At 54.6% G+C, this 26,368-nt stretch carries 26 protein-coding genes and 3 tRNA genes; 16 read left to right on the forward strand and 13 right to left on the reverse strand.

Annotated elements, in window-relative coordinates; translation table 11 throughout:
* Nucleotides 1-2: 2 nt before the first annotated feature.
* A complete protein-coding gene (locus tag ACOI7Z_RS05320; RefSeq protein WP_023289947.1) occupies nt 3-638 on the reverse strand; it encodes a riboflavin synthase in 636 nt (211 codons plus the stop codon).
* A 229-nt stretch (nt 639-867) separates the two neighbouring features.
* On the opposite strand from ACOI7Z_RS05320, the gene mdtK reads away from it, so the two are divergent.
* Nucleotides 868-2,241: an MdtK family multidrug efflux MATE transporter gene (gene mdtK, locus ACOI7Z_RS05325; RefSeq protein WP_023289948.1), complete on the forward strand. Its 1,374-nt coding sequence runs from the start codon at nt 868-870 to the stop codon at nt 2,239-2,241.
* Between the two features lie 177 nt (nt 2,242-2,418).
* Nucleotides 2,419-2,769 carry an acid resistance repetitive basic protein Asr gene (gene asr, locus ACOI7Z_RS05330; protein ID WP_085551040.1) on the forward strand — a complete coding sequence of 117 codons (351 nt, stop codon included), beginning with the start codon at nt 2,419-2,421 and terminating at the stop codon, nt 2,767-2,769.
* Nucleotides 2,770-2,908: 139 nt separating this feature from the next.
* Here asr and ACOI7Z_RS05335 read toward each other — a convergent pair whose 3' ends face one another.
* Entirely contained in the window at nt 2,909-3,487 is a 579-nt protein-coding gene (locus tag ACOI7Z_RS05335) for a TIGR00730 family Rossman fold protein (RefSeq protein ID WP_087849270.1), read from the reverse strand.
* Between the two features lie 253 nt (nt 3,488-3,740).
* Here ACOI7Z_RS05335 and ACOI7Z_RS05340 point away from each other — a divergent pair.
* The 3 genes from ACOI7Z_RS05340 to ACOI7Z_RS05350 all read left to right on the forward strand — a co-directional run bounded on the left by ACOI7Z_RS05340 (nt 3,741) and on the right by ACOI7Z_RS05350 (nt 3,979).
* Nucleotides 3,741-3,817, forward strand: a tRNA-Val gene (locus ACOI7Z_RS05340).
* 4 nt (nt 3,818-3,821) lie between these two features.
* Nucleotides 3,822-3,898: transfer RNA gene (locus ACOI7Z_RS05345), tRNA-Val, on the forward strand.
* Nucleotides 3,899-3,902: 4 nt separating this feature from the next.
* Nucleotides 3,903-3,979: transfer RNA gene (locus ACOI7Z_RS05350), tRNA-Val, on the forward strand.
* 760 nt (nt 3,980-4,739) lie between these two features.
* Here ACOI7Z_RS05350 and ACOI7Z_RS05355 read toward each other — a convergent pair.
* The 7 genes from ACOI7Z_RS05355 to ACOI7Z_RS05385 form a co-directional block, all read right to left on the reverse strand.
* Nucleotides 4,740-5,096, reverse strand: a complete 357-nt coding sequence (locus tag ACOI7Z_RS05355) for a lysozyme inhibitor LprI family protein (protein WP_087849271.1) — start codon at nt 5,094-5,096, stop codon at nt 4,740-4,742.
* A gap of 417 nt (nt 5,097-5,513) precedes the next feature.
* Nucleotides 5,514-5,774 carry a hypothetical protein gene (locus ACOI7Z_RS05360; RefSeq protein ID WP_232711829.1) on the reverse strand — a complete coding sequence of 87 codons (261 nt, stop codon included), beginning with the start codon at nt 5,772-5,774 and terminating at the stop codon, nt 5,514-5,516.
* Nucleotides 5,775-5,777: 3 nt separating this feature from the next.
* The gene (locus tag ACOI7Z_RS05365; RefSeq protein ID WP_205837370.1) at nt 5,778-6,224 is read right to left on the reverse strand and encodes a hypothetical protein; all 447 of its coding nucleotides are present in this window, start codon (nt 6,222-6,224) and stop codon (nt 5,778-5,780) included.
* A gap of 586 nt (nt 6,225-6,810) precedes the next feature.
* Entirely contained in the window at nt 6,811-7,740 is a 930-nt protein-coding gene (locus ACOI7Z_RS05370) for a hypothetical protein (RefSeq protein WP_087849272.1), read from the reverse strand.
* Nucleotides 7,741-7,742: 2 nt separating this feature from the next.
* Nucleotides 7,743-10,103 (reverse strand): hypothetical protein, encoded by a 2,361-nt coding sequence (locus tag ACOI7Z_RS05375; RefSeq protein WP_140414718.1) that lies wholly within the window; start codon nt 10,101-10,103, stop codon nt 7,743-7,745.
* Between the two features lie 9 nt (nt 10,104-10,112).
* Complete coding sequence (locus ACOI7Z_RS05380; protein ID WP_087849273.1) at nt 10,113-12,470, reverse strand: type VI secretion system Vgr family protein; 2,358 nt, start codon at nt 12,468-12,470, stop codon at nt 10,113-10,115.
* Between the two features lie 825 nt (nt 12,471-13,295).
* The gene (locus tag ACOI7Z_RS05385) at nt 13,296-14,048 is read right to left on the reverse strand and encodes an SDR family oxidoreductase (RefSeq protein ID WP_032428872.1); all 753 of its coding nucleotides are present in this window, start codon (nt 14,046-14,048) and stop codon (nt 13,296-13,298) included.
* A 98-nt stretch (nt 14,049-14,146) separates the two neighbouring features.
* Here ACOI7Z_RS05385 and ACOI7Z_RS05390 point away from each other — a divergent pair, with 98 nt between their 5' ends.
* Entirely contained in the window at nt 14,147-15,073 is a 927-nt protein-coding gene (locus ACOI7Z_RS05390) for an AraC family transcriptional regulator (RefSeq protein ID WP_087849275.1), read from the forward strand.
* On the opposite strand, the gene ACOI7Z_RS05395 is transcribed toward ACOI7Z_RS05390, so the two are convergent.
* Nucleotides 15,070-15,954, reverse strand: coding sequence for a LysR substrate-binding domain-containing protein (locus ACOI7Z_RS05395; RefSeq protein WP_087849276.1), 885 nt, complete (start codon nt 15,952-15,954; stop codon nt 15,070-15,072). The genes ACOI7Z_RS05390 and ACOI7Z_RS05395 overlap by 4 nt on opposite strands.
* A gap of 156 nt (nt 15,955-16,110) precedes the next feature.
* Here ACOI7Z_RS05395 and ACOI7Z_RS05400 point away from each other — a divergent pair, with 156 nt between their 5' ends.
* Together ACOI7Z_RS05400 and ACOI7Z_RS05405 are read left to right on the forward strand one after the other, a co-directional pair.
* Nucleotides 16,111-16,626, forward strand: coding sequence for a hypothetical protein (locus ACOI7Z_RS05400; RefSeq protein WP_023289959.1), 516 nt, complete (start codon nt 16,111-16,113; stop codon nt 16,624-16,626).
* Between the two features lie 7 nt (nt 16,627-16,633).
* Nucleotides 16,634-17,470, forward strand: a complete 837-nt coding sequence (locus tag ACOI7Z_RS05405; RefSeq protein WP_087849277.1) for an MBL fold metallo-hydrolase — start codon at nt 16,634-16,636, stop codon at nt 17,468-17,470.
* 87 nt (nt 17,471-17,557) lie between these two features.
* Here ACOI7Z_RS05405 and ACOI7Z_RS05410 read toward each other — a convergent pair whose 3' ends face one another.
* Entirely contained in the window at nt 17,558-17,707 is a 150-nt protein-coding gene (locus ACOI7Z_RS05410; protein WP_023289961.1) for a hypothetical protein, read from the reverse strand.
* Nucleotides 17,708-18,108: 401 nt separating this feature from the next.
* On the opposite strand from ACOI7Z_RS05410, the gene ACOI7Z_RS05415 reads away from it, so the two are divergent.
* The 4 genes from ACOI7Z_RS05415 to ACOI7Z_RS05430 all read left to right on the forward strand — a co-directional run bounded on the left by ACOI7Z_RS05415 (nt 18,109) and on the right by ACOI7Z_RS05430 (nt 20,769).
* Nucleotides 18,109-18,543 (forward strand): winged helix-turn-helix domain-containing protein, encoded by a 435-nt coding sequence (locus ACOI7Z_RS05415; protein WP_087849278.1) that lies wholly within the window; start codon nt 18,109-18,111, stop codon nt 18,541-18,543.
* A 45-nt stretch (nt 18,544-18,588) separates the two neighbouring features.
* Entirely contained in the window at nt 18,589-19,305 is a 717-nt protein-coding gene (locus ACOI7Z_RS05420; RefSeq protein ID WP_044523591.1) for a hypothetical protein, read from the forward strand.
* An 84-nt stretch (nt 19,306-19,389) separates the two neighbouring features.
* Nucleotides 19,390-19,599 carry a YdgH/BhsA/McbA-like domain containing protein gene (locus tag ACOI7Z_RS05425; protein WP_004202908.1) on the forward strand — a complete coding sequence of 70 codons (210 nt, stop codon included), beginning with the start codon at nt 19,390-19,392 and terminating at the stop codon, nt 19,597-19,599.
* Between the two features lie 153 nt (nt 19,600-19,752).
* Nucleotides 19,753-20,769 carry a zinc-dependent alcohol dehydrogenase family protein gene (locus ACOI7Z_RS05430; RefSeq protein ID WP_197734558.1) on the forward strand — a complete coding sequence of 339 codons (1,017 nt, stop codon included), beginning with the start codon at nt 19,753-19,755 and terminating at the stop codon, nt 20,767-20,769.
* A 47-nt stretch (nt 20,770-20,816) separates the two neighbouring features.
* On the opposite strand, the gene ACOI7Z_RS05435 is transcribed toward ACOI7Z_RS05430, so the two are convergent.
* Complete coding sequence (locus ACOI7Z_RS05435) at nt 20,817-21,452, reverse strand: carbonic anhydrase (RefSeq protein WP_023289965.1); 636 nt, start codon at nt 21,450-21,452, stop codon at nt 20,817-20,819.
* A gap of 249 nt (nt 21,453-21,701) precedes the next feature.
* Here ACOI7Z_RS05435 and ACOI7Z_RS05440 point away from each other — a divergent pair, with 249 nt between their 5' ends.
* Nucleotides 21,702-22,331, forward strand: coding sequence for a LysE family translocator (locus ACOI7Z_RS05440; RefSeq protein WP_087776895.1), 630 nt, complete (start codon nt 21,702-21,704; stop codon nt 22,329-22,331).
* A 3-nt stretch (nt 22,332-22,334) separates the two neighbouring features.
* On the opposite strand, the gene ACOI7Z_RS05445 is transcribed toward ACOI7Z_RS05440, so the two are convergent.
* Complete coding sequence (locus ACOI7Z_RS05445) at nt 22,335-23,105, reverse strand: DeoR/GlpR family DNA-binding transcription regulator (RefSeq protein ID WP_032453133.1); 771 nt, start codon at nt 23,103-23,105, stop codon at nt 22,335-22,337.
* Between the two features lie 90 nt (nt 23,106-23,195).
* Here ACOI7Z_RS05445 and ACOI7Z_RS05450 point away from each other — a divergent pair, with 90 nt between their 5' ends.
* The 3 genes from ACOI7Z_RS05450 to ACOI7Z_RS05460 all read left to right on the forward strand — a co-directional run bounded on the left by ACOI7Z_RS05450 (nt 23,196) and on the right by ACOI7Z_RS05460 (nt 26,340).
* Complete coding sequence (locus tag ACOI7Z_RS05450) at nt 23,196-23,579, forward strand: VOC family protein (protein WP_032453134.1); 384 nt, start codon at nt 23,196-23,198, stop codon at nt 23,577-23,579.
* Between the two features lie 31 nt (nt 23,580-23,610).
* A complete protein-coding gene (locus ACOI7Z_RS05455; RefSeq protein WP_087849279.1) occupies nt 23,611-24,294 on the forward strand; it encodes a CatA-like O-acetyltransferase, family 1 in 684 nt (227 codons plus the stop codon).
* Nucleotides 24,295-24,636: 342 nt separating this feature from the next.
* Nucleotides 24,637-26,340: an ABC transporter substrate-binding protein gene (locus ACOI7Z_RS05460; protein WP_086075940.1), complete on the forward strand. Its 1,704-nt coding sequence runs from the start codon at nt 24,637-24,639 to the stop codon at nt 26,338-26,340.
* Nucleotides 26,341-26,368 lie beyond the last annotated feature (28 nt).

Here is a 26,368-nt window from a genome sequence, read left to right on the forward strand (position 1 = left end):
TGTCAGGCTTCACTGACCTTAGCCGCGACCTCTTTCGCCGCCAGCACGCGTTCAACCGTATCGACAACCGCCTGGGTTTGCGGGTCGATCTCGATATTGACGCGGTCACCCAGCTTCTTCGCCCCCAGCGTGGTCCGCTGCAGCGTCTCCGGAATAAGATGCACGCAGAATCGGGTTGCCGTCACCTCGCCTACCGTCAGGCTGATGCCATCGATACCGATGAATCCTTTATAAAGGATATATTTCATCAGCGTCGGATCCTGTACTTTAAACCAGATCTGACGGTTATTTTCGGAAGTGAGGATCTTCACGATTTCCGCCGTGGTCATAATATGGCCGGACATCAAATGCCCGCCGATTTCATCACTGAATTTCGCCGCCCGTTCGACATTGACTTCATCCCCGACCTGAATATCGCCGAGGTTGGTAATCCGCAGCGTCTCTTTCATCAGATCGAAGCTGATGCGCGCGCCGTTGATGTCGGTCACCGTCAGGCAGCAGCCGTTGTTGGCTACCGATGCCCCGGTTTCGAGCCCCTCCAGCATATGCGCCGGCAGCTCCACCACGTGGGTGCGAAAATTGGGTTTATCATCAATGGAGACCACTTTCGCGGTTCCCTGAACAATACCAGTAAACATGTTTGGCTCCTGTTGAAAATCATGACGGTATCATTACCGTTTTCGCTATCGGGAACAATAACAGGAGGGCTGAGCGGTTGCCAGCGCGCTTCGTGCCTCGACTCTTTTTTCACTGGCTTAATGGCTAATCCTCGCTACAATAGACTGGAATTTCCTCATTTTTATCCCCTTGCTGCCAGTTACGGCGGCTTTTTTAGTCTCAAAAAAACAACAATACAAAGGTGTTCACGTGCAGAAGTATTTCATTGAAGCGCGTCAGTTATTAGCTCTGGCTATACCCGTCATTCTTGCGCAAGTGGCGCAGACGGCGATGGGTTTTGTCGATACCGTGATGGCGGGCGGCTACAGCGCCACCGATATGGCCGCGGTGGCCATCGGGACCTCCATCTGGCTACCGGCCATTCTCTTCGGCCACGGGCTGCTGCTGGCGCTGACCCCGGTAGTGGCGCAGCTCAATGGCTCCGGGCGGCGGGAGCGTATCGCGCCGCAGGTGCGTCAGGGCTTCTGGCTGGCGGGGCTGGTCTCGGTGTTGATCATGATCGTGCTGTGGAATGCCGGGTATATCATCAGCTCCATGCACAACATCGATCCGCTGCTGGCGGAGAAGGCGGTTGGCTATCTGCGCGCGCTGCTGTGGGGGGCGCCGGGCTATCTGTTCTTCCAGGTTGCCCGTAATCAGTGTGAAGGGCTGGCGAAAACCAAGCCCGGGATGGTCATGGGCTTTATCGGTTTACTGGTCAACATTCCGGTGAACTACATCTTTATCTATGGCCATTTTGGCATGCCGGAGCTGGGCGGCGTCGGCTGCGGCGTGGCGACGGCCTCCGTTTACTGGGTGATGTTCGCCAGCATGCTGTGGTGGGTGCGCCGGGCGCGTTCGATGCGCGATATCCGCTGCGCCGAGGGCTTCAGCGGCCCCGATTTCGCCGTTCTGCTGCGGTTGGTGCAGCTGGGGCTGCCCATCGCCCTGGCGCTGTTCTTCGAAGTGACCCTGTTTGCCGTCGTCGCGCTGCTGGTCTCTCCGCTCGGGATCATTGACGTCGCCGGCCACCAGATTGCGCTGAACTTCAGCTCGCTGATGTTCGTTCTGCCGCTGTCGCTGGCGGCCGCGGTCACCATTCGCGTCGGCTTCCGCCTCGGCCAGGGCTCAACGATCGATGCCCAGGTTTCCGCCCGCACGGGTGTGGGCGTGGGCGTCTGTCTGGCGGTGTTTACCGCTATCTTTACCGTGCTGATGCGTAAGCAGATTGCCCTGCTATATAACGATAACCCTGAGGTGGTGATGCTGGCCTCGCATCTGATGCTGCTGGCGGCGGTCTACCAGATCTCCGACTCCATTCAGGTGATCGGCAGCGGTATCCTGCGTGGCTATAAAGATACGCGGTCTATCTTTTTTATCACCTTTACCGCGTACTGGGTGCTGGGTTTGCCCAGCGGCTACCTGCTGGCGCTGACCGACGTGATTGTCCCCCGCATGGGGCCCGCCGGCTTCTGGTGCGGATTTATCATCGGCCTGACCTCCGCCGCCATTATGATGATGCTGCGGATGCGTTTTCTGCAGCGCCAGCCCTCCAGCACTATCTTACAGCGCGCCGCGCGCTAATCCTGCCAAAGCCCGCCACCCCGGCGGGCTTTTTCTTTCTTCAGTTTTGTTCCGGTGTTGTACATTCCGTTACTCCCCGACACCAAAGACTCACTGATGAGCTCCCCGGAGATGCATATAGTGTGGCCAACAGCCCCGCAGTGGGGTTACTCAGGAAACCAATTCGAGGATTTCAGCATGAAAAAAGTATTAGCTCTGGTTGTTGCCGCTGCTATGGGTCTGTCATCTGTTGCTTTCGCCGCCGATGCCGCGACCACCACCCCGGCTGCCGCAGCCAGCCACACCACCGTTCATCACAAGAAACACCATAAAGCGGCGGCGAAACCGGCAGCCGAACAGAAAGCCCAGGCAGCGAAGAAACACCATAAAGCCGCAGCGAAACCGGCAGTAGCGCAGAAAGCCCAGGCGGCGAAGAAGCACCATAAAGCCGCAGCGAAACCGGCAGTAGCGCAGAAAGCCCAGGCGGCGAAGAAGCACCACAAAGCGGCGCACCACGCAGCCAAACCGGCGGTACAACCGGCGGCATAACGGTCAGAGCGTTAAGGTGATAACCGGCGCTGAATAGCGCCGGTTTTTTTTCAGGAGGACATCATGCTGCAACGCTATCGCTTCGAATTACTGTTGGTTCTGCTCATCGTCTGCGCGCTGTTTACCCTTCGCTTGATGTTTAAATAGCGGGCTGCTGAACCCATTTACGCGCCGGCGGCGTATAGTCGCGAAAACCGGCGATAATCTCCTCTGCCGAGGCAGCAAACGGCAGCATCTCCGCGTAGCGCGGGTGCATAAACCCTTCCCGCACCATGTTATTGACCATCGCCTGCAGCGGATCGTAATACCCTTTAATATTCAGAAATGCGCACGGCTTTTCATGGATGCCCAGCTGCGCCCAGGTCCACTGTTCGAAAATCTCTTCCAGCGTCCCCGCTCCGCCCGGCAGAGCAATAAAGCCGTCGGCCAGCGCCGCCATTTTGATTTTCCGTTCGTGCATATCCTCAACCACATGCAGCTCCGTCAACCCGCGATGGGCAATTTCCCGTTCCACCAGGCCGCGCGGCATCACGCCAATCACCACGCCGCCAGCCTCGAGCGCCGCATCGGCAACCGCCCCCATCAAGCCAACTTTGCCGCCGCCATAGACAACAGCCAGTCCCTGCTGCGCCAGCGTGTGGCCAACCCGTCGGGCAGTGTCGAGATACAGCGGATGTTCGCCAGCTGAAGAACCGCAGAAAATACCTATCGATTTCATCTTCGTTATTACTCCTCTCTTCTGGTGGGCGATAATTTAACACAACGGCAACCTTTGTGCGCAGGTTGAGACCCGCGGAGAAAAGAGAGGCGAGGCGCCTGCTGGCGAAGAAATATCCTTGTGGTTCAGTAAAATATCGCCGGAATGGGTAAAAGATCCGCAATCGCAAGCAATGTACAAGAAAAGTGACGTTTACCTCTTGCCACATCCCCTGCCTGCCGCTAATATGCGTCCCCGTTGTCACCACAACATTGCGTTCGTAGCTCAGTTGGTTAGAGCACCACCTTGACATGGTGGGGGTCGTTGGTTCGAGTCCAATCGAACGCACCATTATGCGTTTATAGCTCAGTTGGTTAGAGCACCACCTTGACATGGTGGGGGTCGTTGGTTCGAGTCCAATTAAACGCACCATAATGCGTCTGTAGCTCAGTTGGTTAGAGCACCACCTTGACATGGTGGGGGTCGATGGTTCGAGTCCATTCAGACGCACCAAGCTGTTTTTCCTTCCTGATTACACAGCCTCGTTCTTGTCAAATAACGCGCTTTGTTTATAAACTCCAGATCAGCCTGCCATTTCTCACAGTATTTCACTTCCAGAGAGTCCAGATCCTTATAAAACCCATCCCAGCGCCCTGTCGAGCGGCCCCATACCATTCGCTATGATGTTTGACTACCAGCCGGTTGACTACGTTTTTTCACCAGCGGATCCCGCACTGCCAGCGCCTGTCTGATTTCCTCTGCTGTCACTTTCCCGTCGCGGTTGCTGTCCATCTCCGCCATCAGGTCACGATATAACTGTGCTACCAGACCGTATTGAAACCCCGCGCCCTGTTCAGCTGTTCGGCTTATCGCCCCAAACGCCTGGAAATCCATCTCTCATACGGGCTGTTCATCACATCGCCCCCGCTGCTTTCCTCCAGCGCCTGAAACCCAAGTTTCTCTAAATCGTACTGGTTAACTTCCTCAACATCATTTTGTGGTAACCAGCCACTGCCGCTGACTTTATACCACCATTTTTGTGACTCATCCGCGACGGGCGTTGCTGCTCCCCGGGAGAGCTGGCATTGCGCGCCCAGCCTCGCCGATGTCGGGGTAAATACCGGCTATCCTGTCGGGTAAACAGGGATTTTCCCTTTGGTACCAGAACGGACCGTTTACCGCCCTCCACATTCTCTGGGTTGGCTAAAAATCCCGGCATGTTCGGGTCGGTGCTCAGCACCTCCATGGCTTATATCAATTGTGACAACTAATCTCATTCATGAATATGAAGGAATTCATTTCTTTTTATACAATCATTATCAGAAAATTTGTCCTTCATAAATATACAATGCTGTTTCACATACTCATCCCAAAAGGAGTTTGAGGTTCTATTTTCATGTGGCATTGCAACTTTCTGTTTTGATAAGATAGCTTTCAATTCTCGATTGCGTTCATATGTCTGTTCGTACAAGCATGAGTTTTTATAAATCTGTAATTCCTCACCATCAGCTGACATATATGCACATATACTATCCCTGGCTTTAACCCAGGATCTTTGCGTGTTTTTTATGTTTTCTTTTAGTTCAGGATATGTTGTAACTATGGCGTTATATAAATAATTCAAATACACATCTTAATTTTTATAGTTTTCAAGAGAGCATTGCTCTAAACCCATAAAATAATTCAGCCGTATCCCGTTTCTTATTCGTTCAGAATTTATTTCCCTCTTTACGGACAGAGATACAGATTTCTCCTTAACAGGGTTAGTTGTCAGTTGGATGTGTCTTTAGTTTAACGAGTCGTACCAAAGCTTTCCGGAATTATTTATAATGGGATTGTAGATATGTCTTGATTTCTGTTGCATTTTTATATTTGAAATGTAACTCCTCACCATTAAATTCTCCATTGAGGCCGTTGAGATTCTGGTCTTTTTTTATAGAAGGATTTATAGAAAGGCTATTAAGGTTATAGTTATAACCATAAACCTGATACGCAGTTCCATTTATTTTTCCCGCAGAGTGTAGTTGTTCCCATGAGATTAATACAATTATATTTTTTTATTGTTTATTTTAGTAAAAAAAATTGTTTCCACATGAGGTTCACCACCATCGACCTCATAAGACTCCACTTTGATACTATTACCATTAGCTTTGAAATAAAGCGCTAATGGATAATTAGCATCATCCTCCCTCTTAATATAAACACTATCATTAGCATCTAACTTAAATGGCCCTTGTACTATGTCGGTTTTAGCTAGTGCATAAAAAGAAGAAATCAACAAAGATAAGCCAAAAATAAAGCCACGCATAAATCACTCCTTATCGACTCTTAATAATGGGGCCACTGCATTAAACCTTTGTAGGCGATCAGAGTAACCATTCTGCCCACCATTAACTATTTGCGTGACTTCATGCACACTCAATGCTCTGGCAGTTTTGTTTAGTCCTTTACTTACCCAAAAGGAAAAAGCTGACTCTACACCATATTCAGTATTACTTATCACTAGATCAGGTTGTTCGACAAAGTCTCTCTTATCATCCGGATTCATTTCATTATGTTTATTAGTAAAAAGAACGGGCCGTTTATCACCTTTCACTTTTTCAGGGTTGGCTAAAAATCCTGGCATGTTTGGATCTGTACTCAGCACTTCCAGATGGACAAACCACTCCCTGTCCACAAGCTGATTCCCCTCACCCGGCGACTCCGTACAGCCCATAAATCCGACGGGCGTTCCGGCGCTGACCTTCCATATTAGCATCTAACTTGAATCCCCCTCGTACTATGTCGGAGTTAGCGCCACAGAGTCAAAAGCGCCTTTTTGTTTTGCCCTCTGTATCCACCCCAGCATCAGCGCCTACATTTCACCATCCGGCTCCATCAGTTCCGGATCCAGCGTTACCCACTACTGTTCTTTGCCCGGGACGTCATCTTTCAGTAAACGGACCAGGCCAAATGTTGTCAGAGTGGCTTTGCCATTCTTCGTGACGTAAAACCGCCCCGTCCGGGAAAAAACAAAACGGTCGCCTGCGTTCAGGCTCTTTCTCGTTTTTCCGGAGCAGAATATGTCCCGGCTTCACCGTTATCCGGCTCCCCCTCCGGTAAGCCGTATTGTCCGTTTTTATACTGGCGTAACAGTATGCCACCGTGTCCATCCCTGACTTTATAACAAGGAGATGAAGGATAATCAGATACCGGGGCCAGATGCATATACAGGCTGTAAAACGCCAGCCAACTTTTTCCCTTTGCGGATCGGGCTGGCACTGCGACTTCACCTGCACAAAGCTGCTGCTGTAGCGCAACATCCGTCCACATGATGCTCACGTAAAAAAGTCAGCGAGAACAAACTAAATACTGAGATCCGCACACAACATGATGTTATCACTAGCTATATTTTTAATATTAATATATCTTGCATTACACCATTTGCCATCTGCACTTATAGATAGCAAATTAACTTTATCTCCTTTAACAAGGTAAGATTTTTTTATTTCGAACGAAGAATCATAAAAATAGGATTTAGCTTTTATGACACTTATCGCAGGATATACAGAGCATTTATTGGAATCTTCTATATTTGGGACTGATTTGATTAGTTCAATCTTGCCATCTGAAATTTCTTCACTCATAATTTCTACCCGCCCTGAGTCATTCTTGTTATATATAATCCATGGAGAATTCACAAAAACCTTGCACCTACCATTTTCACTTAAATAAATAACAGAATAATTGTCATCCAGTAATGCTTGCTTATCACCATAAAATTGATATACCAATTCATCTTTGCTATTATAAATAACAATAGGTAGATAACTTTTTTTGCCATTTAAGATTAAGTTTGTATCTATTGAATCCATGTCATATTTTGTTTTGCTTACTTTTTTCTCTATAAAATCAGCATAACCTTCCACTGGCGACATATCTAAGTTACACTCCCCCTCTTTAACCAAGATTCCATTCTTTTTATTTTTTACATTCAAATATAAACAATCAATCAAAAATTTATTACCATCATATTTCAATGTGGCATAAACGGTAGAATCATGAAGAGATCTACTATCAACTACAATGGCAGGGGAACCTGAAAAAAAATCAAATAAGTAGGATGGATTACCTGTATAATCCTCATTAAATTTTAATACATTTTCCCTACCGTCTTTTTTTGCATAAATTAAATTATTTGATTGATCATACCCATAAGTTACCGAGCCATCCGCAAAACTAAGCATGGAACATCCACTAAAAAAAATACCAATAAAAAAAATACATTTATTCATATTCAATATCCATTGGGAATAGAGGACGTGCTTTCTAAAATAGATTGCAATTTTTTAGCATAGGAAGCTATTAGAACCTTTTGATCACTGCCATTAATAACTTGCCGCGCACTCTCATAATCCATTCCATTATTATTCATATATGTGGAAAGTTTTTCCCCAGTAAATATACCTTCCTCCATACCCCAAATCATAATTGGCACAGCATGCTTAAAATCAGCCGCAAGTTCTGGTTGATTCACAAAATCCACACCAAATTTATCTTTCGCTTTCTGATAATTGTTTTTCCATGTAAGATGTACACAACCTCTACCTCGATATTTATACCCATCGCCCTGCTGCATATTGCCGTTAGCTATTGCTCTATTCTTTAATACTTGTGTCACTGCAAGAATTGGATCGTATTTATCAAAATAACTCACCCCACCTACCTCTGGCTGTTCACTAAAATACTCACCTGTTGGGAAGTAATATGTCTCATGTCTCGCTGTAGCTAGCATATAAGAAATACCATATAAATTTGGCTTATACTCCATATGGTTAGGATAAAATTCATTTATGCTTTCCAAAATTTTACGCAAGTTGTTTTTTGAACCTTGGGATAGAATCGGCGTACCCGGAGCAAAGGAAACATGTTCGTTTTCATATTGAGAAATAAAAGCATCAACATTAATTAGATCTAATTTCTCTGCCAGAGAATCTAAAAACACCACCGGATGAAAATGCCACACCGCTTCATCCTTATCAAACGGCGGCACCTTGCTCATCCACTCCAGGTCCGCCTGCCATTTCTCACAGTATTTCACTTCCAGCGAGTCCAGATCCTTATAAAACCCTTCCCAGCGCCCCGTCGAACGGCCACCGCACCACTCGCTGTGATGTTTTACCACCAGACGGTTGACCACATCTTTCACCAGCGGATCACGAACTGCCAGCGCCTGTCTGATCTCCTCTGTCGTCACTTTCCCGTCGCGGTTGCTGTCCATCTCCGCCATCAGATCACGATAAAATTGTGGCACCTGTCCGTACTGCCAGGAGACCTCCTGCTCTGCTGAACGGCTTATCGCCCCAAACGCCTCCGGTACCCAGCTCTCATACGGGCTGTTCATCACGTCACTATTACCGTCTTCCTCCAGCGCCTGAAACCCGAGTTTTAACAGATCATACTGACTTACTTCTTCAACATCACTTTGCGGCAGCCAGCCGCTTCCGCTGACCTTATACCAACATTTTTGTGCTTCATCCGCGACAGGCATTGCTGACTCACGGAGGAGCCGGCACTGTGCGCTCAGTCGCGCTGATGTCGCTGTAAAGACGGGCTGTCCCGTAACATCCTGCCGGGTAAACAGGGCGCTTCCCTTTGCTGCCAAAACGGACCGTTTATCACCTTTCACTTTTTCAGGGTTGGCTAAAAATCCTGGCATGTTTGGATCTGTACTCAGCACTTCCAGATGCACAAACCACTCTTTATCCAGGAGATTATTTCCCTCACCCGGCGATTCCATACATCCCATAAATCCGACGGGCGTTCCGGCGCTGACCTTCCATTCTTCTGTTTCGCCCGTTAGCTCCACAGAGTCGAACCCCCCTTTTTGTTTTGCCTTCTGCATCCATTCCGGCAATAATCCCTGCATTTCGCCGTCCGGCTCCATCAGCTCCGGATCCAGCGTCACCCAGTACTGTTCTTTTCCCGGAACATTTTCTTTCAGTAAACGAACCAGGCCAAAGGTTGTCAGGGTTGCGTTTCCGTTCTTCGTGACATAAAAACGCCCCGTCCGGGAGGAGACAAAACGATCGCCTGCCTTCAGGCTTTTTTTCGTTTTCGCCGGGGCAGGATATGTTCCGGCTTCACCGTTATCCGGCTCCCCCTCCGGCAACCCGTTTTGCCCGGCTTTATATTGACGTAACAGTATGCCGCTGTGCCCGTCCCTGACTTTATAGCAGGGAGATGAAGGATAATCAGACACCGGGGCCAGATGCATATACAGGCTGTAAAACGCCAGCCAGCTTTTTTCCTTTTGCGGATCGGGCTGGCACTGCGACTTCACCAGCACAAAGCTGCTGCTGTAACGCAGCGGCTGTCCACAATACGGGGCTGTCAGGTACTCGTTGTTTAACCGGTACGCCACAATAGTACCGTCTGCCATAAACTGGAGGGGAACGGGGTCGCCGGCATTGACTGCATCCGGATCTAGGGCGGAAAAGGGATTAGAGATGTCGCTGATATGGATCCCGCCATGCCACAATCCGTTCGCCCCCAGCAGCCAGGTCCCGTGCGCTTCTCCGTCGATAAGCCGCATAACATCTTCCAGTGAGCGAAATTCTTTACCGCTGGTGTCCCTGAGGGGATAACTGATTTTCATATGAGTTTCTTACCTTGAAATCCTTCCGCGCCGCTGGGGAGGAACCCGTTCCAGTGTGGTTTTCCTGAAGGTCTCCGTGACACCTTTCAATGATGCCCGGGTACGGGGAACCAGATAATTCGCCACTTTCATCACCATCATCCCCTCAGAACCATGCTCAATGCCGTTTTTACTCAGCTTCAGATACGATCCGCCGCCATTCAGCGTCAGTGTCTCCGGCGTGCTGATGGAAATCCCATCCTCGCAGCTGGTTATCGTCACCTGCTGCTTTGCCAGAAGTCCCATCGTGTTGTGCTGAGCCTGAATCTCGATATCTCCCTGGTTGGCAACAAGCTTTGCCCCATCTTTATGGACAAACAGTCCTAACGCTTTTTCCACCGTCACAGACAGCTGCTTCATCGCACCGATATCAAGATGTTGACCGGCATTGATCATGGTATTGCGGGTGCTGCTGAGCTGAAGATGTTCACCTGAGGTCAGTGCCACCCCCTGCGGAGCACTACCCAGCAGGACCGAAGACTGGAGGTCTTTGATTTTGTCGGTCACAAAACTAATCTGGGTATTGATGTCGCAGACCAGCGCTCCGGCGGCAAAAGCTGCGCTGTTCAGCGCCTGCATCTGGCTGTTGGCCTGGTTAATCTGGTTGATGGCAGGGGTCATTTCCAGCACCGGGCCCCGGGCTTTGGCCTGGGCATCGGCCGTCAGGAACAGCCCTTTTGCCGCACGTACTGCGCCATGCTCATCCGTTCGCAGTTCAAAACCGGCCCCGCGCTTTTCACGCTGGCTGTTGACCAGGTGTCCCAGGTTCAGCTGCGTTTTGCCGTATTCCGTCGCGAGCTTGATATGCTCTTCCTGGCGCTTATCCTCCATCCGCAGCTTATTGTTCGCCGGGGTACGCCAGACGTTCCGCGTATGATTGTCACTGGTGACAGGGTCCGGATGTTCTGAATCATGCAGGGCATAAGCGATGTAGGGACGATCCGGATCTCCGCCGTCAAATACGACGGCCACTTCCGTTCCGTCGATAAGCGGGGAGTGGAATCCGTACGTATCACCGGCATACGGTTTCGCCAGCCGCAGCCACACACAGGCATAACCCTGTTCAGAACTGTTGCGGTCAAAGTCCAGCTTCACACGGTAGCGTCCTTCCGGGTCGAGCCAGGAACAGGTGTCGCCTTTCTGTGTGCTTTCCACCCGGGCAGGCAGCGAGCCGGATATCACCGGGCGACTGAGCAGTGCCGGACGATAACAGACGGTTTCACTGTAGGGGATACCCTCAAACGTCAGCGTAAAGCTACTTTTGCGCGAACCGCTGGTGCGCGCCGTGGTGATGACGATGCCTTCCCTGACGGCATCGGGAAGCGTGCCGTCCGTTTCCAGTACCTGACCCGGAGCCAAAAGAGGGCTGGAGGAATGCCCGCTGACGCGATACTGCGCGTTCAGAATGCGTTCGTGACGCAGGCGGGCGAAGTATGCCCCGGACTCTGTACTTTCCGTATCACCCGCCGTCAGGAAGGGTTCCGCGTAATGGTACGTTTCCCCGGCGGTGATCCCTTCCTGACTGCTGATACTTTCCGTACTGTCCTGCGGCGTCAGCGCTTCCCGGTAGTTGTAGTCCCGGGTGGCCACCCTTCCGCTCACAACATTGTATGCAGCCTGAATATCCCAGATGCTCTCCTGCCCGCTGTCACTCATCCCGGCCTGGTTGCGTAACGGCAGCGTGACGCCAAACTCATACTGCTCCTGGCTGTCCTGGAAAATCACCACGTCCTGTTCAAGACGGCCATCCATTTCATAGCGCCAGTAAATGCCCACTTCCGCCAGCAGGCGCTGGATAAACTCAAGATCGGTTTCCCGCCACTGGGTGATGAGCTCCCGGGATGGGTATTCCCGGGTGAGCCGGAACTCAAAATCAGGCCCTTCCAGCCCGTGTTTACGCAGCACCTGTTCAACCACTTCAGTGACCGACTGGTTGAGGTAGATCGCGCTCCCTTTCGTAAAGTCCAGAAGGGCAATACGAGGAACGATCGTCAGTGCATAACGGGTCTCATCATTCGAGGTGGACACGCGGCGAAAGGACTCCACTACGCCAAAAACCGTCCGTACCGGCAGAGCTGGTGTCCCGTCAAACATCGGGGTCTGGAAAGTAAATGACGCCGGTTTCAGCAATAACGACTCACAGGCAATATCTTTAGAGGAGCAGGTAACCGCCACGTCATACCGCCAGGGCTGACTGAGGGATTCCACCGAGCGGAAGTTCAGCACATCAAGAAACTCAGTACAGCCATGAACGTCCATCCAGTAGCGTGACTGCCCTGGCAGTTGCTTTACCAAACTGGTTGCATCGTTTATCAGCCTATTCCTCATCGCTTCACTCCATCTTTTCTGGCATTAACATCCATCCCAAGGTCCTTCATTCGTTACCCTTCGCCGTCCCGCACCGTAGCAGCCCTGTCCCCCCGCCGGTTTTACGCACGCTACCGCCCTCGCTGTCCTCCTAAAAGAACCCAAAGCGCACTGAGTAATGCAGAACGGTGGTCTTTTATTTAACGCCCGGAATAGCAGTCACTCAGCAATAAATGTGCAAGAAAATCCCGTTCGTATCCGCGTACTGCCGGAGTACGTTCAGTTTGAATTCAGCGGCATCTCGGTTCAGATCGGGAGTGACTGCGTAATGCTGAAAAAGACGATAAGCAGAATAAAACAAATAAACTGCCAATATTTTGTCAGACGAGATAATGAAGCCGTCTGGACGCAGGGCGGAAGCGGTGGCTTCGCAATAACATTATTCCATACTGAAAACTATTCCCTGGCGTAAAAAAGCGAGCGCGCGGTACAACAGGGATGAAACCATGCCACAGCAGAATAAATAAAGTCCAGCCCCGACCGGACCAGACTAACTTTTTAAGATTAACGCCCGAATTACATTGAGAAATTACATATAAAAGACCTGAGCCATTGTTCATGTCATAATATGGCGGCCGGTTCGCACATATCCAGAATAAGCGGCGAAAACGCACCATGAAATACATTGCTATCCTGATTTACATCAGTAAGCGCCGCCTGACCGTTATTTCGTATAACCCGCTAATATTATCCATGCGATCCTGACAGGGATAATATTCCCCGGCCATAAAGCGCAGCGGCAGCTTGCGCACCTACCGTCTGACAGACAAAACCCGCATATTGCCTTCAGACACGGCGAAGACTGGCCTGCGCCATCGCCAGGGCATCTTCCCCTGCCGGCAGCCGCGAAGGGGCATCAGGATCGTTCACCATTCGCCAGACGGCCTGAGCCACATCGACAGCCCGCGTCACGCTGGCGTTTTCCTGGATGCTGTCGAGGATCTGCTGGCCGAGCGCCGCATAGCTCTCCGGGAGCTGGCCCATCGTTCGACGCGCGTTTTCCCCGAAGCGGGTCTGGGGATCGCGTCCCGGCAGGATCACCCCGACGCGAATATTGAAGGGCCGCAGCTCCAGCGCCAGGGATGCCGTGAAGGCGTTCACCGCCGCCTTACTCGCGGTATAGACCGCCAGCAGGGGCATCGGCTGTAGGGTGACCGCCGAGGTGATATTCACGATCGTCCCGCTACGGCGCGCTCTGAACCGGGGAAGTACCGCCTGGGTCATGGCGATAGTCCCAAGAGTATTGGTGGCAAACAGGTTCGCTATCGCCTCGTGCGACGCCCCCTCCAGGGCGTTGAGCATCCCCACTCCGGCGTTATTGACCAGAACGTCAATCTCTCCGGCCTCGGCAATCGCCTCGGCGATACTCTGCGCTGAGGTGACGTCAAGGCGCACCAGCCGCAGACGGTCGCTGGCTGGCAACAGATCCTCTCGCAGAACCCGCATCGTGGCGATAACCTTCCAGCCCTGTTCAAGAAAATAACGCGCCGTCTCCAGGCCAAAACCCGATGAACAGCCGGTGATCATAATTGTTTGCATCTCTCTGTCTCAGATTGGCTTCTTCCTTTTCATCATAGACAGCCCGCTCCGGACGATATAGGGTCAATAATCCATCATTCTTTAGCAGGAGTCCGGAAATGAGCGACCCGCTGGCGGAAATCATTGCGATGCTAAATCTCAGAGCGGTGCTGACCAAAACCATTGAGGGGGCGGGAGAATGGCGCGTCATTCGCTCGGACCAGGGCATGTCGTTCTATGGCGTGGTGCTGGAAGGAGGCTGTCGGCTGGAAATAGACCAGCATCCGCCGCAGACCCTGCGCGCCGGGGATTTTATGCTGATCCCGGCGGCGTACCGCTTCGCGCTAACCAGCCTGACCCCGCCGCCTTCACCGGCGCTGGAGACCACCCCGGTGAAACTGGCGGAGGAACACTTTCGCCTGGGAACCCTCGACCAGCCGGCGGAGATGCTGGCGCTGATTGGCCACTGCGCTGCCGATTCGGATAACGCCAGCCTGCTGACCTCGCTGCTGCCCGCCCTGGTGGTGGTTCGCGACCAGCCGCGGCTGGCCACCTTTGTCGGACTGCTGAAAGAGGAAGCCCAGGCGGATCGCGCAGGTAAATCTTTCGTTCTGGCGCGGATGGTTGAGCTGCTGTTTATCGAGGCCATCCGCTCCTGCGAAACACTCGCCACCCCAGGCCTGGTGCGCGGCCTGAGCGACCCGCGGATCGCCCAGGCAATCCGTCTGCTGCATGAGGCCCCCGCCAGACGCTGGACCGTCAACGCCCTGGCCGCCGACTGCGCGCTGTCTCGCTCGACGTTATTTGAACGCTTTACCGGCCTGACCGGAATGACCCCGATGGGCTATCTGTTGAGCTGGCGCATGACCCTGGCGATGCGGTGGCTGGGAGAGCCGGGCATCAGCATGGCGGATATCGCCGAGCGCCTCGGCTATGGCTCGGCCAGCGCGTTCAACGTGGCTTTTACCCGCTATGCCGGGACATCGCCAGGCAAATATGCCCGCCAGCGGGCGGCGCAGCGTACGCCCGGGCCCGCCTTAAGCTAACCTGCCGCAATCGTCGTCTGCAGCCAGCGCTCAAACGCCTGCAGCGCAGGCTCCCCCTCGCCGCCGCCGGGTTTGATCAGGCAGAAGCGCTTGGCCAGCGTCGGGGAGCCCGGCCACGGGGCGACCAGCGTCCCGCTACGCAGCTCGCTCTCCACATACATCTTCGGCACCAGGGCCACGCCCTGCTGGCTGAGTACCGCAGCGATCGCCATCTCATGCAGATCATAGCGCGGCCCCTGCGCCGGGTTATCCAGCGCCAGACCACACTCCCGGGCATAGTGCAGCCAGGCATGCGGATTTTGCCGCCGGTGAATGCGCGGCAGCCGGTTCAGCAGCCCCGGGAGATCGTTATCCGTCAGCAGCGCAGCATGACAGACCGGCAGCAGATACTCCGCAAACAAAAACGTCACATCCATTCCGGTCCACGCCGGGTGATCAAAATGGATAGCCGCATCAAATCCGCTGCCCGGCAGAATGAAGGGGTCGCTGCGAGCGGCGATATTGACCACGATATGCGGATGCTGCGCCGTGAACTGCCCGAGGCGGGGGATGAGCCAGCGGCTGGCGAAGGTGGGGAGCACGGCGATCTCCAGACTGCGGCCATCGGCCGGCATCCCGCTGACGTCGAGGGTTTCCCGCTCCAGCCTGCTGAGGATCTCGCGGACCTGTCTGGCATAGCGGGCGCCGGCCGGATTGAGCCGTACCCGGCTCCCGATTCTGTCGAATAGTTTGCTGTCGAGGAGCGCTTCCAGACGGGCGATCTGCCGGCTGATGGCCCCTTCCGTTAACGCGAGCTCCGCCGCCGCGCGGGCAAAGTTGCCGTGGCGGGCGGCGGCCTCAAAGGCCAGTAGCGCAGCGCTGCTGGGAATTTTACGACGCATAGCCAATGCTCCTTGTGCGGGCTGACTGAAAGTCAGTGACAGAATATCACTGAGTCTTGAATAAACATCGTTTTTCAGCGCCATTTTCGCCAGATAGGATGAAGTAAATTCACTGAAGCGCCTTATGCGCTGAATCATCTGTCTCTCGAGGTCACTATGCTCTATGTCGTCGAATGCGCCTACACCGACCCGCAAAGCGAAGCGGCGTGGAATACCTTTTACAATCTGGAAAAATTACCGGCGCTGGTCTCAGTGCCCGGTTTTCATGCCTCGCAGCGCTTCTGCGCGCTCAGCGAGGGCTGCCCTCGCTACCTGGCGCTACACGATATCCGCGATGCCGCCGTCATCGACAGCGACGCCTATCGCCGCAACGGCGGCGGTCATTTTGCCCGCTGGCAATCGGCGATCGCCGACTGGCATCGCCATCTCTATCTCACAACTAACGCGCTGCGGGAGGTTGCTCCGGACGAGGTGCTGCTGCTGAGCGATACCGCGGAAGCCCTGCCCGTCGCTGCGCCGGTCGTCCTGCAGCCCGGCGGTCTGGCCACCCGGCATACCCGCTATGCCGCCATCGTCCCGCGTGACGACCTGCATCACCACGCCGCCACGGCCGCCGTCTTTGTCTATCAGCCCATTACCGCCCGGTTGCGTCACCCGGCGGAGCAAGCGTGAGGTCAACATGACACCAGCTCCCTTTTATTCCCTGACAGCAGGCGACCTGACGATAAGCGCCATCAGTGATGGCCAGATGACGGCGCCGCTGACGTTGCTGCCGGGGATCGCCCCTGAAGAGGCGGCGCGTCTGCAGCGCCAGGCCGGGTTAATCTCGCCGGAAACCATCGAGATCGGCGCTTACTTGATCCGCGGACGCGGTCACACGGTGCTGGTGGATACCGGCACCGGCGGGGCCAACGGCGTCGGCGGCGCGCTTATCGCCAATCTGGCGCTGCTCGGCGTGCGCCCTGAGGACATTGACACCATCCTCCTCACCCACGCCCACCCGGACCATATCGGCGGCCTGCTGACCGCCGCCGGTACACCGGCTTATCCCAACGCCACGGTGTTCCTGCCCTCGCGGGAAAGCGCTTACTGGCTGGCGCCGTCGACACTGGACAACGCCAGCGAGCGTGCACAACGCAACGTGCTGCTCGTCCGGCGCGTAATGGCGATCTGCGCGACGCAAATTCGTGCTATCGATGAAGCAGAGCGGATCGCCGGGATCCGACCATGTCCCCTGCCCGGCCATACGCCGGGGCATACCGGATATCGCCTCGAGGCGGGCGTAACGTCGCTGCTGATCTGGGGGGATATCGTCCACTTTCCCTCGATCCAGAGCGCCCGGCCAGAGGCATCGGTGGCCTTTGACGTCGATCCTGACCAGGCCCGGCGTACACGGGAAAGTCTCCTGCGCCAGGCCGCCAGCGAGCGGTGGCTCGTCGCCGGTATGCACCTTGGCCTGCCGGGATTCGCCAGCGTGGAGAATACCGCCTCAGGCTACTGCCTGCGCCCGGTGTGACCTTCGCGCAGAACACCGATCGCAGCAAAACCCCGGTCGTGGCATTAACGCGACCGGGGCGTGGTGTCAGGGGAAGTGGATTAGCCGTTAACCGCGGCGCTTCCAGCCTTTTTTACTTTTGCAGCTGGCTGTGGTGGCGACCCAGGGGTGACGCAGCTGGGTCAACTGAAGATCCTGAGAGGCCGGGCTGGCGGCCCAGCGTTTGTTGCACAGAGGCTTACGAGTTGCAATGACCATAAAAACGCTCCTGAAAAGTAATGAACAGTTCCCTGGGTAATTCCATAAGTTCAGAATCAGCTTATCATCACTTAAACGTTGTTATTTCAATCTTTGTTTTGCTATGTAAATGGTGATTACCACCTGAAAGGCATAAAATTGATCTAGATCAAAGTAAATGCAATTTTTTGTTTCCACCACCTATATTTTCAACCGTTTAACTTCGCACACCTCTTGATTAAGACTTTTCCTATACCACATAATCCAACAGAAGTGAGCGATTTTATCAGATTTTTATTCTAGTTATGTATGTGAATGTGGTTAATTGTTTTGATTATTCTAGCTCATAAAATTCACTTGGTCAGACCGCCGCAGGCGGGTACTCTGCACCGGCAATACGGGGATTTGTCAGGGAGTGGTGGATGACTACAGGCTATAAACTACTTGGCTATAAGTTAGCGGATAATATTTTCTACTGCCTGCATCATCGGGAAATTATCGCGTTACGTGGGACGCGAACGCAAGTTCAGCTGCGCAGCACCATGGCGTGTTTACTGGAATATTTGCTGGCGCATGGCAGAGAACGTCTGGTCAGTGATGAAGAGTTAATGATTAACGTCTGGGAGAAAAATAATCTCCGTCCGTCCGCGCAGCGATTATGGCAGGTCATTCAGACCTTAAAATCTCGCTTAAACCAGTCGGGGGTCGAAAGCGTGTTAATTATCCGCGTTAAGTGCGCAGGGTATTATATTAATCCTGCTTGCGTAGCCGAAATTTATTCCTTCAAACCGCCGGGCATGATGAATTATATAAACACCTCGCCTGCTGATATGAATAAACTTCTGGTTCGCAGCTAATCTCCTTCCCGCGCCGTTTAGATCGCTTGTAACAGGGTTTATTCTTTGAATATTTTAATTCACAGCAATAATATTTATTTTAATATCGGCCTCGCCCAGTGTTTCAGAGATATTCAGGAAACCTTGCCCGGTCTGAACATTATTCATTCACTGCCGCTCAGCCATCTGCCCGATCCGGCCGGGCTGGATGTGATTATTTTAGCGCTGGAAAACTATCACGATTATCAGGCCGCTGCTGAATTAGCCCAGCGCTATCCCGGCCTGGTGGTCGGATTTACCTCCGCCAACAACGTCAAACGCGGACGCGCCTTTTACGCGGATACCCTCCTGTGGGTCAGCCAGCGGGAAAGCGTTCAGGAGATCCGCCGCCTTCTGCTCCGTCTGGCAGATCGCAGCCGCCCTTTCGCGCCGCGCCATCAGCGTCAGAGTCGCTCCTCCCGGCTGCGAGCCCCACTCAATGACCTGGAGATGCAGATGATCCGTGGCGTGGTCGGCGGCCAGTCGATTAATCAGATGGCAGACACGCTGGGCGTCAATCGCAAGCGGGTTTACAACGGACTGGAGCGGATCAAAAGTAATTTTCGCCTCGTCAGCCATACCCATTTTCATCATTTTATGACCGCAGAGGCCACGTTTAGCCGCCTCTGCGCCGATCTGAGTTGCTATAGACCAGGGCTACGACCAGCCCGGCAACGACGTGCTGCATCGCGACCGGCCGAAAATCATTCATATTATTTGAATGAGTTTCGCAAATTGTTTTGATTTTAACCGCCAGGCTTTGCGCGTATTCTTTATCACATCAGGGCGACAAGCCCTATATCAGACACCAGATTAAGGAATATGACCATGAAATCCATCAAAACTTTCGTTGCTGTTGCTGCACTGTCGCTGTTCTCTTCCGTCAGCTTCGCCCAGAGCGTCAGCGCCACCGCTTCCACCCTGGACCGTGCAGAAGCCAAAATCGCCGCCCAGGCCGCTGAGCAGGGTGCGTCCTATAAAATCACCAGCGCCCAGTTTAATAATCGCGTTCATATGACGGCTGAGCTGAGCAAATAATCTCTTCCCTCTTTCGCGATTAAAAAAGCGCCGTCAAAAACGGCGCTTTTTTTTCGCCTCTTTCTCCGGACAGTGATTTCCTGACCGATGCGCTATGGCGTTCAGCCGATGACGGGCCAATACTTAGCGCATCCCCCGGATAAAGAGAGCCCCATGATGAAAGCCTGGATCGTCAACAAACCCGGTTCGCTGGACAATCTGCAGCTTGTCGATCTTGCCGACCCCGGCGCGCCGGCGGCAGGCGAGATCCGCGTAGCGCTACACGCCACCTCCCTGAACTATCACGATTTGCTGGTAGCGACGGGGGTGATTCCCACTGCCGATCGGCGGATCCTGATGGCGGACGGCGCGGGAGTGGTCGAAGCGGTTGGCGCCGGGGTCAGCGAGTTTCAGCCAGGCGATCGGGTGGTCGCTGGCTTTTTCCCGCAGTGGCTGGATGGCCGTCCGGGCCCGCAGGTGAAGGACTTCAGCCAGACGCCGGGCGACGGCGCCGAGGGGTTCGCCTGCCAGTATGTGGTCAGACCGGCCAGTCATTTTACCCATGCGCCTGACGGATGGCGCTTCAGGGAGGCGGCGACGATCACCACCTCCGGCCTCACCGCCTGGCGCGCGCTGGTGGTGGAGGGGCGGCTAAAAGCGGGCGATACGGTGCTGACGCTCGGCACCGGCGGCGTGTCGATAACCGCCCTGCAGCTGGCGAAAAGCATGGGCGCGCAGGTCATCGTCACCTCCTCATCCGATGAAAAGCTCGCCCGCGCGCGCGCCCTGGGGGCTGACCATCTCATCAATTACCGCACCACCCCGGCCTGGGGCGCTACGGTGCAGGACATTACCGGTCATCGCGGGGCCGATATTATCCTGGAGCTCGGCGGACCGGGCACCCTGGGCCAGTCGTTCGAGGCCGTCAGTGTTGGCGGACACATCGCGCTGATCGGCGTCCTGACTGGCTTCGAAGGTCATGTGCCCACCCATCTGCTGATGAGTAAACAGGCCCGACTGCAGGGGCTGGTGGTGGGTCATCGCCGGCAACAACAGGACTACGTCAACGCGCTGAACCTGCAGGCGTCGCGGCCGGTCATCGATAAAGTGTTTGATTTTGCGGCCTTACCAGACGCCTTCCGCTATCTGCAAAGCGGCGCCCATTTCGGCAAAATTTGCGTGGAGTGGTAGTGGTGAGGAGATGAGATGAACAGGGCCTCCATGCCCTGGGAACGGCTTTATTCGAAAAAGACGTCCGGATTTTCTGACAGCGAAACAAAGGATTTGGTGTTTTTATCCAGCGCCTGAATCTCGCCGCTTTCAATGTCATAGAACCAGCCGTGCAGGCGCAGGGTCTGGTCGCGAAGACCGACCGCCACCGACGGATGGGTTTTGATGTTGTTCAGCTGAGCGATGACGTTTTCCTGCACCATGCCGTTGACCTTATCGGTTTCGCTGGCCCAGGTTTTCTTTTCCACCACCGCTTTCGCAGCATCAGCGTAGCGCAGCCAGTGAGACACCGCCGGCATCGGCTCCAGGCACTGGCAGGTGGCGATCGCTTTCATCGCCCCGCAGTTAGAGTGGCCGCAGATCACGATATCCGTCACGCCCAGCGCAACCACGGCATACTCAATGGTCGCAGATACACCGCCCGGCTCCGGCCCGAAAGACGGCACGATATTCCCGGCATTACGAATAACAAAGAGCTGTCCCGGCTCCTGCTGGGTAACCAGTTCGGGCACCAGACGGCTATCAGAACAGGAGATGAAAAGCGCTTTGGGATTCTGGCTGGAGGCCAGGCTGCGGAAGAGCTCTTTACGCTGGGGGAAGATCTCTTTCTGGAAGTTGAGGAAGCCCTCAATGATATGTTGCATAGCAGTGTCTCTTCTCTGTAGTTATTACGGTATGACAAAGATCACAGTTATTCAGTTTACCATCGCTGACAGGAATGGGAATCGTTATTCAAACAGTTGCGCAGAAAACGCGCGCCGCGGCTTCCCGTTCAGCCTCGCCTTTTCCACAGGGTTTTCACGTGCTTTCCTGAGCCAGTTTGTTACTCTGTTTGCTCGTACCGTCCCCACGTTGCCGACCGCCTGCCGGCGGCGGACATACCAGGAGTTGCTATGTTCTTATCCAGCCTGATGGCCCTTGCCGCGGTGCTGATCATGGGGGTGATCAGTCCCGGCCCGAGCTTTATTTTTGTCGCGCGAAATGCGGTCGCCCGCTCGCGTCTGCACGGTCTGGTGACCGCCCTGGGTACCGGCGCCGGCGCCGCCATTTTTTCTATTATGGCGATGCTGGGCCTGCAGAAGGTGCTCACCGCGGTGCCGGAGCTGTTTATTGGCTTGAAAGTAGCGGGCGGGCTCTACCTGCTATGGTTGGGCTATAAGATTTTCCGCGGTTCGGCGCAGACGATGGATTTTTCCGCCAGCGGCATGGCCGGCAACCGTTCGTTGCTGAAGACTTTCCGCGACGGGCTGTATACTCAGTTGAGTAATCCCAAAACCGCGCTGGTGTTTGCCTCGATTTTTACCGCCGTGCTGCCGGCGCAGATCCCCACCGCCTTCTATTACATCGTGCCGCTGATGAGTTTCCTGATTGACGTCAGCTGGTATTCGCTGGTGGCGCTGGTGCTCTCCGCTGATCGTCCGCGTCGGGTCTACCTGCGGCTGAAGCGGCGAATCGATATCGCCACCGCGACGGTGCTGGGGGCGCTGGGACTGCGGCTTATCGCCACCTCCCTCACCCGCTAGCGGCTACACGGTATGGATGCGAATATCGTGTTGCTGGAAGGCAACGCGATATTCGCGACTGATGTTCTCCTCCACCACCAGCACATCGATATCGCTGCTCGCGGCCACCACGAATCGCGCCACCGCCGGAATTTTATCCGAGGTCAGGCCGATGATAATTTCGCTGCACTGCTTAATCACCGCTTTCTTAAACTCGCAGTCGGCATAGTCAAAGCCGGTCAGGCCCGACTCTGGCGCCATGGCGCAGCCGCCGATAAACCCCTGGTCGAATAACATTCCCTGCACCTGAGCCACCGCCGCGGCCCCAACGCAGCCCCCGCTCGCCCGCTGCACCTGGCCGCCGAGCATCACCACCTCGTAGAGCGGCTTTTTCACCAGTACCGCGGCGATCTCCGGAGAGTTCGTTACTACCGTCAGCGCCAGCTCGGCGGGCAGCGCCTCGGCCATCGCCAGATTGGTGGTGCCGGTATCAATGAAAAGGATGCCGCCGGGTTTCACCAGCCGGGCGCACTGCTGCGCGATCCTGAGTTTTGTTGCTCGGTTTTTATCTTTCCGTTCACTGTAATCTCCCGCTTCCGGCAGGCTCAACACCGCCCCGCCGTAGACTTTTTTACAGACGCCTTCGCGGCTAAGCTCATGCAGATCGCGGCGGATGGTGTGCTCAGACACCTGAAGACGCGCCGCCAGCTCCGCACACACCACCCTGCCGTTTTCCTGCAGGATCTGGCAAATCAGCGCTTGTCGCTGTTGAGGAAAAGCAGCATAATCGAGCAAAGAAACTCCTTAAATCATCATAAACGAGCAACAGCAAGCATGATCGTCTGCCCTGCCGTGATTGTCAATGTTCCTGCCCGGAGGTTTACCATGAAAATTGCCCATTTCGCCCTGTGGACCCAACGGCTTGAGGCTCAGGCCCGCTTCTGGGTCGAGTTCTTTGCCGCCAGCATCAATGAAAAATACCTCAGCCAAACCAATCCCGGCTTTGCCTCCTATTTTGTCACCATCGACGACGAGGTGGTGATCGAGCTGATGACCAAGCCTGGCCTGCAGCAGGCCAGCGCCGATAATAACCATACCGGCTGGGCGCACCTGGCCCTCTCGGTGGGCGGCGCAGAACAGGTCGATGCCCTTGCCCAGCGCGCCGGCGCGGCGGGAATACTGGTTTCACCGCCGCGCACCACCGGCGACGGCTATTATGAGGCGGTGATCGCCGATCCCGATGGCAACCTGATTGAAATCGTCGCATAGTCAGCAGACCGCCAGCCATAAGGAGGCATCCATGGCACATTACCGGATCATCGACACCGCGGCCTGGCCCCGCCGGGACCATTTCACCTTTTACCGACAATTTGCCAACCCCAGCTTTAATCTCTGCGTTCCGATAGAGGCGCAGCGCCTGTACGAATGTGCGAAGGACCGTCGGGTCTCGTTTTTTCAGCTCACGCTCTATGCCCTGCTGCGCGCGGCCAACGGGGTACCGCAGCTCCGACAGCGCTTGCGCAATGGCGAGGTGATTGAATATGACAGTCTGGCGGTCATGACGCCGGTGATGACCGTCGAGGAGGGCTTCCGCCAGGTATGGTGCGACAACGCTCCCGAGTTCACCACCTTCAGCGCCGCGGCAACGCCAAAGATCGTCGCGGCAAGAGAGACATCGCCTGCGCCGCTCATCGTCGATGGCGAACATTTTATCTGCGCCAGCTGTCTGCCGTGGCTCCACTTCACCTCGATGACCCATGCGGAATACGCGGTGGGCGCCGCGGTTCCGGCGCTCACCTGGGGGAAACTGCAGAACGGCGTGATCCCGGTGGCCGGGCGATTTAACCATGCCTTCGTCGACGGTCTCCACGCCAGCCGCTTTTATGCCCTCATCGAAGAGGGGTTTCGCGACCCCGAGCGGCTCTGGCAGCCGCTAGCCGCAACCGCCCCCTCACTGCTTCCCCCTGCGGCGAAGGAGCGTTAACGTCTGCCCGGAACCGACCGCCACGGTGCCTTACGCCGTACACGGCGGTCGGTACGGGTTCACTTTCATCGTTCTCGCCCAGCCGGCGAATACCGCGCAGGTGTGACGCCTGTTCAGAACCTCGCGATGGAAAGGCTGGGTCGCGGACAGCATGTTGCCTCCCTCATCGCACAGCGGAAACCACTGCTTCATAGCCATAGAATGGGATTATATTGCCGATCCTTTGCTAAGGATAATTGGTTATAAATCATAGCGTTTCAGTGTTAGACAGGGCGAAGTGCGCCTCTTATCTTTCGTCATGAATTGTAAATCACCACGCAATCACTTGATGAGGTAGCACTTTTGTCCAGATTACAACAAGGATTAAAAACCAGAAAAACCCGCTTTGCCCTGGCGCTAAAAGTGGCCCTGCTCGGCGGCGTGGTAGCATTTTCTTCTGCCATCTTTGCTGAGGGTCTCCTGAAAGAAGGTATCACCCCGGCCGCCGACGCCAGTCAGATCCCGGCCAGCGCTAAGCTGCGCAAGGACACGGTAGTGGCCGGGATCTCCGAGCCGCAGGGGATCTTCAACCCCTACTTTTTCGTCAACGGCTGGGATGAGAACGTCACTAACGTCATTTTTTCACGCCTGATCGACTGGGACAGCCAGGGCAAGCTGGTCCCGGGGCTGGCGGAGAGCTGGACGGTCAGCCCGGACAATAAAGTCTATACCATCAAATTGCGCCCTGGCCTGACCTTCAGCGACGGTTCACCGCTGACGGCGGAAGATGTCGCCTTTACCCTGACGGTCCTGCTCGACCCCAAATATGATGGCGATACCGACATCACTCTGGCCAATATCGCCGGCGGCGCAGAATACAAAGCCGGCAAGGCTGACCGCGTCAGCGGCCTGAAGGTCATCGACCCGCTCACCCTGCAGGTAACCACCACCCAGCCAGGCGCCACCACGCTGGCCAAAATTGGCGGGCCGGTGTTGTCGAAAGCCTGGTACGGCAAAGGATATCAGCGGGGAAATCTCGACTATCTGCGCTCACTGCACGGCAAGCCGCTGGGCAACGGCCCTTACGTGTACGATACCTATATTCCCGGTCAGGAAATTCGCTTCCATGCCAATAGCCACTTTTACCGTGGGACGCCGCCAACGCCGCGCTTTATCTATCGCGTAACCAATCCGTCGACCAACTTCCAGCTGTTCCAGACCGGGGAGACCGACTACGACGCCTTTACCTCACGTCCTGACGATATCGAACAGCTGAAGATGCTCGGCTTCGCCAACATTAACCTTTACGGCTCCAGCGACTACAGCCAGGTGGAATTCAACGTTCATCGCCCGGCGCTGCAGGATAAGCGGGTGCGCCAGGCGCTGATTTACGGCCTGGACCGGCAAAAGCTGATCGACGTGGTCTATCAGGGATACGGCAAAGTCGCCATCGAGCCGATCGCCCCTATCTCCTGGGCCTTTAACGCAGAAGGCGTCAATCCTTACCCTTACGATCCGGCGCAGGCGAAAAAGCTGCTCGATGAGGCCGGCTGGAAAGCTGGCGCCGACGGTATCCGCGTCAAAGAGGGCCAGCGTCTGGAGCTGACCCTGCTGGTGAGCAAGAAGGTGCTCAACGATGCGTTGATCCCCATCGCCAAAGAGAACTGGCGGCAGATCGGCGTGCTGCTTAAGCCGCAGGTGGTGGATTTCAACGCCCTGATGGCGCAGCGCAAAGCCGGAAATTACGATCTGGCCTCGTTCAGCACCAGCACCCTCAACGACCCGCATGATGGGGTATGGGATTTTTACAGCAGCGAAGCGAAAGCGTCCGGCTACCACAACGCGGAGGTCGATAAGCTGATTAACGCCGGCAACGCGGTGCTCGACATCGAACAGCGCAAGCCGATCTATCACCAGCTGTACAAAGTGCTGGCCGACGATCCACCGGTGATCCTGCTCGGCTATCGCAACATTCTTTCCGCCAGCAGCGCCCGCGTCACCGGCTTTAAACCGGATATCTACAACGGCCTGACCGGCAGCCTGCCGGATGTGAAAATCGTCAAGTAAATCCCCTGGCCGCCGGGTTAACCGGCGG

Source organism: Klebsiella sp. C283, assembly GCF_048822555.1.
In the GTDB taxonomy this organism is placed as follows: domain Bacteria; phylum Pseudomonadota; class Gammaproteobacteria; order Enterobacterales; family Enterobacteriaceae; genus Klebsiella; species Klebsiella quasipneumoniae.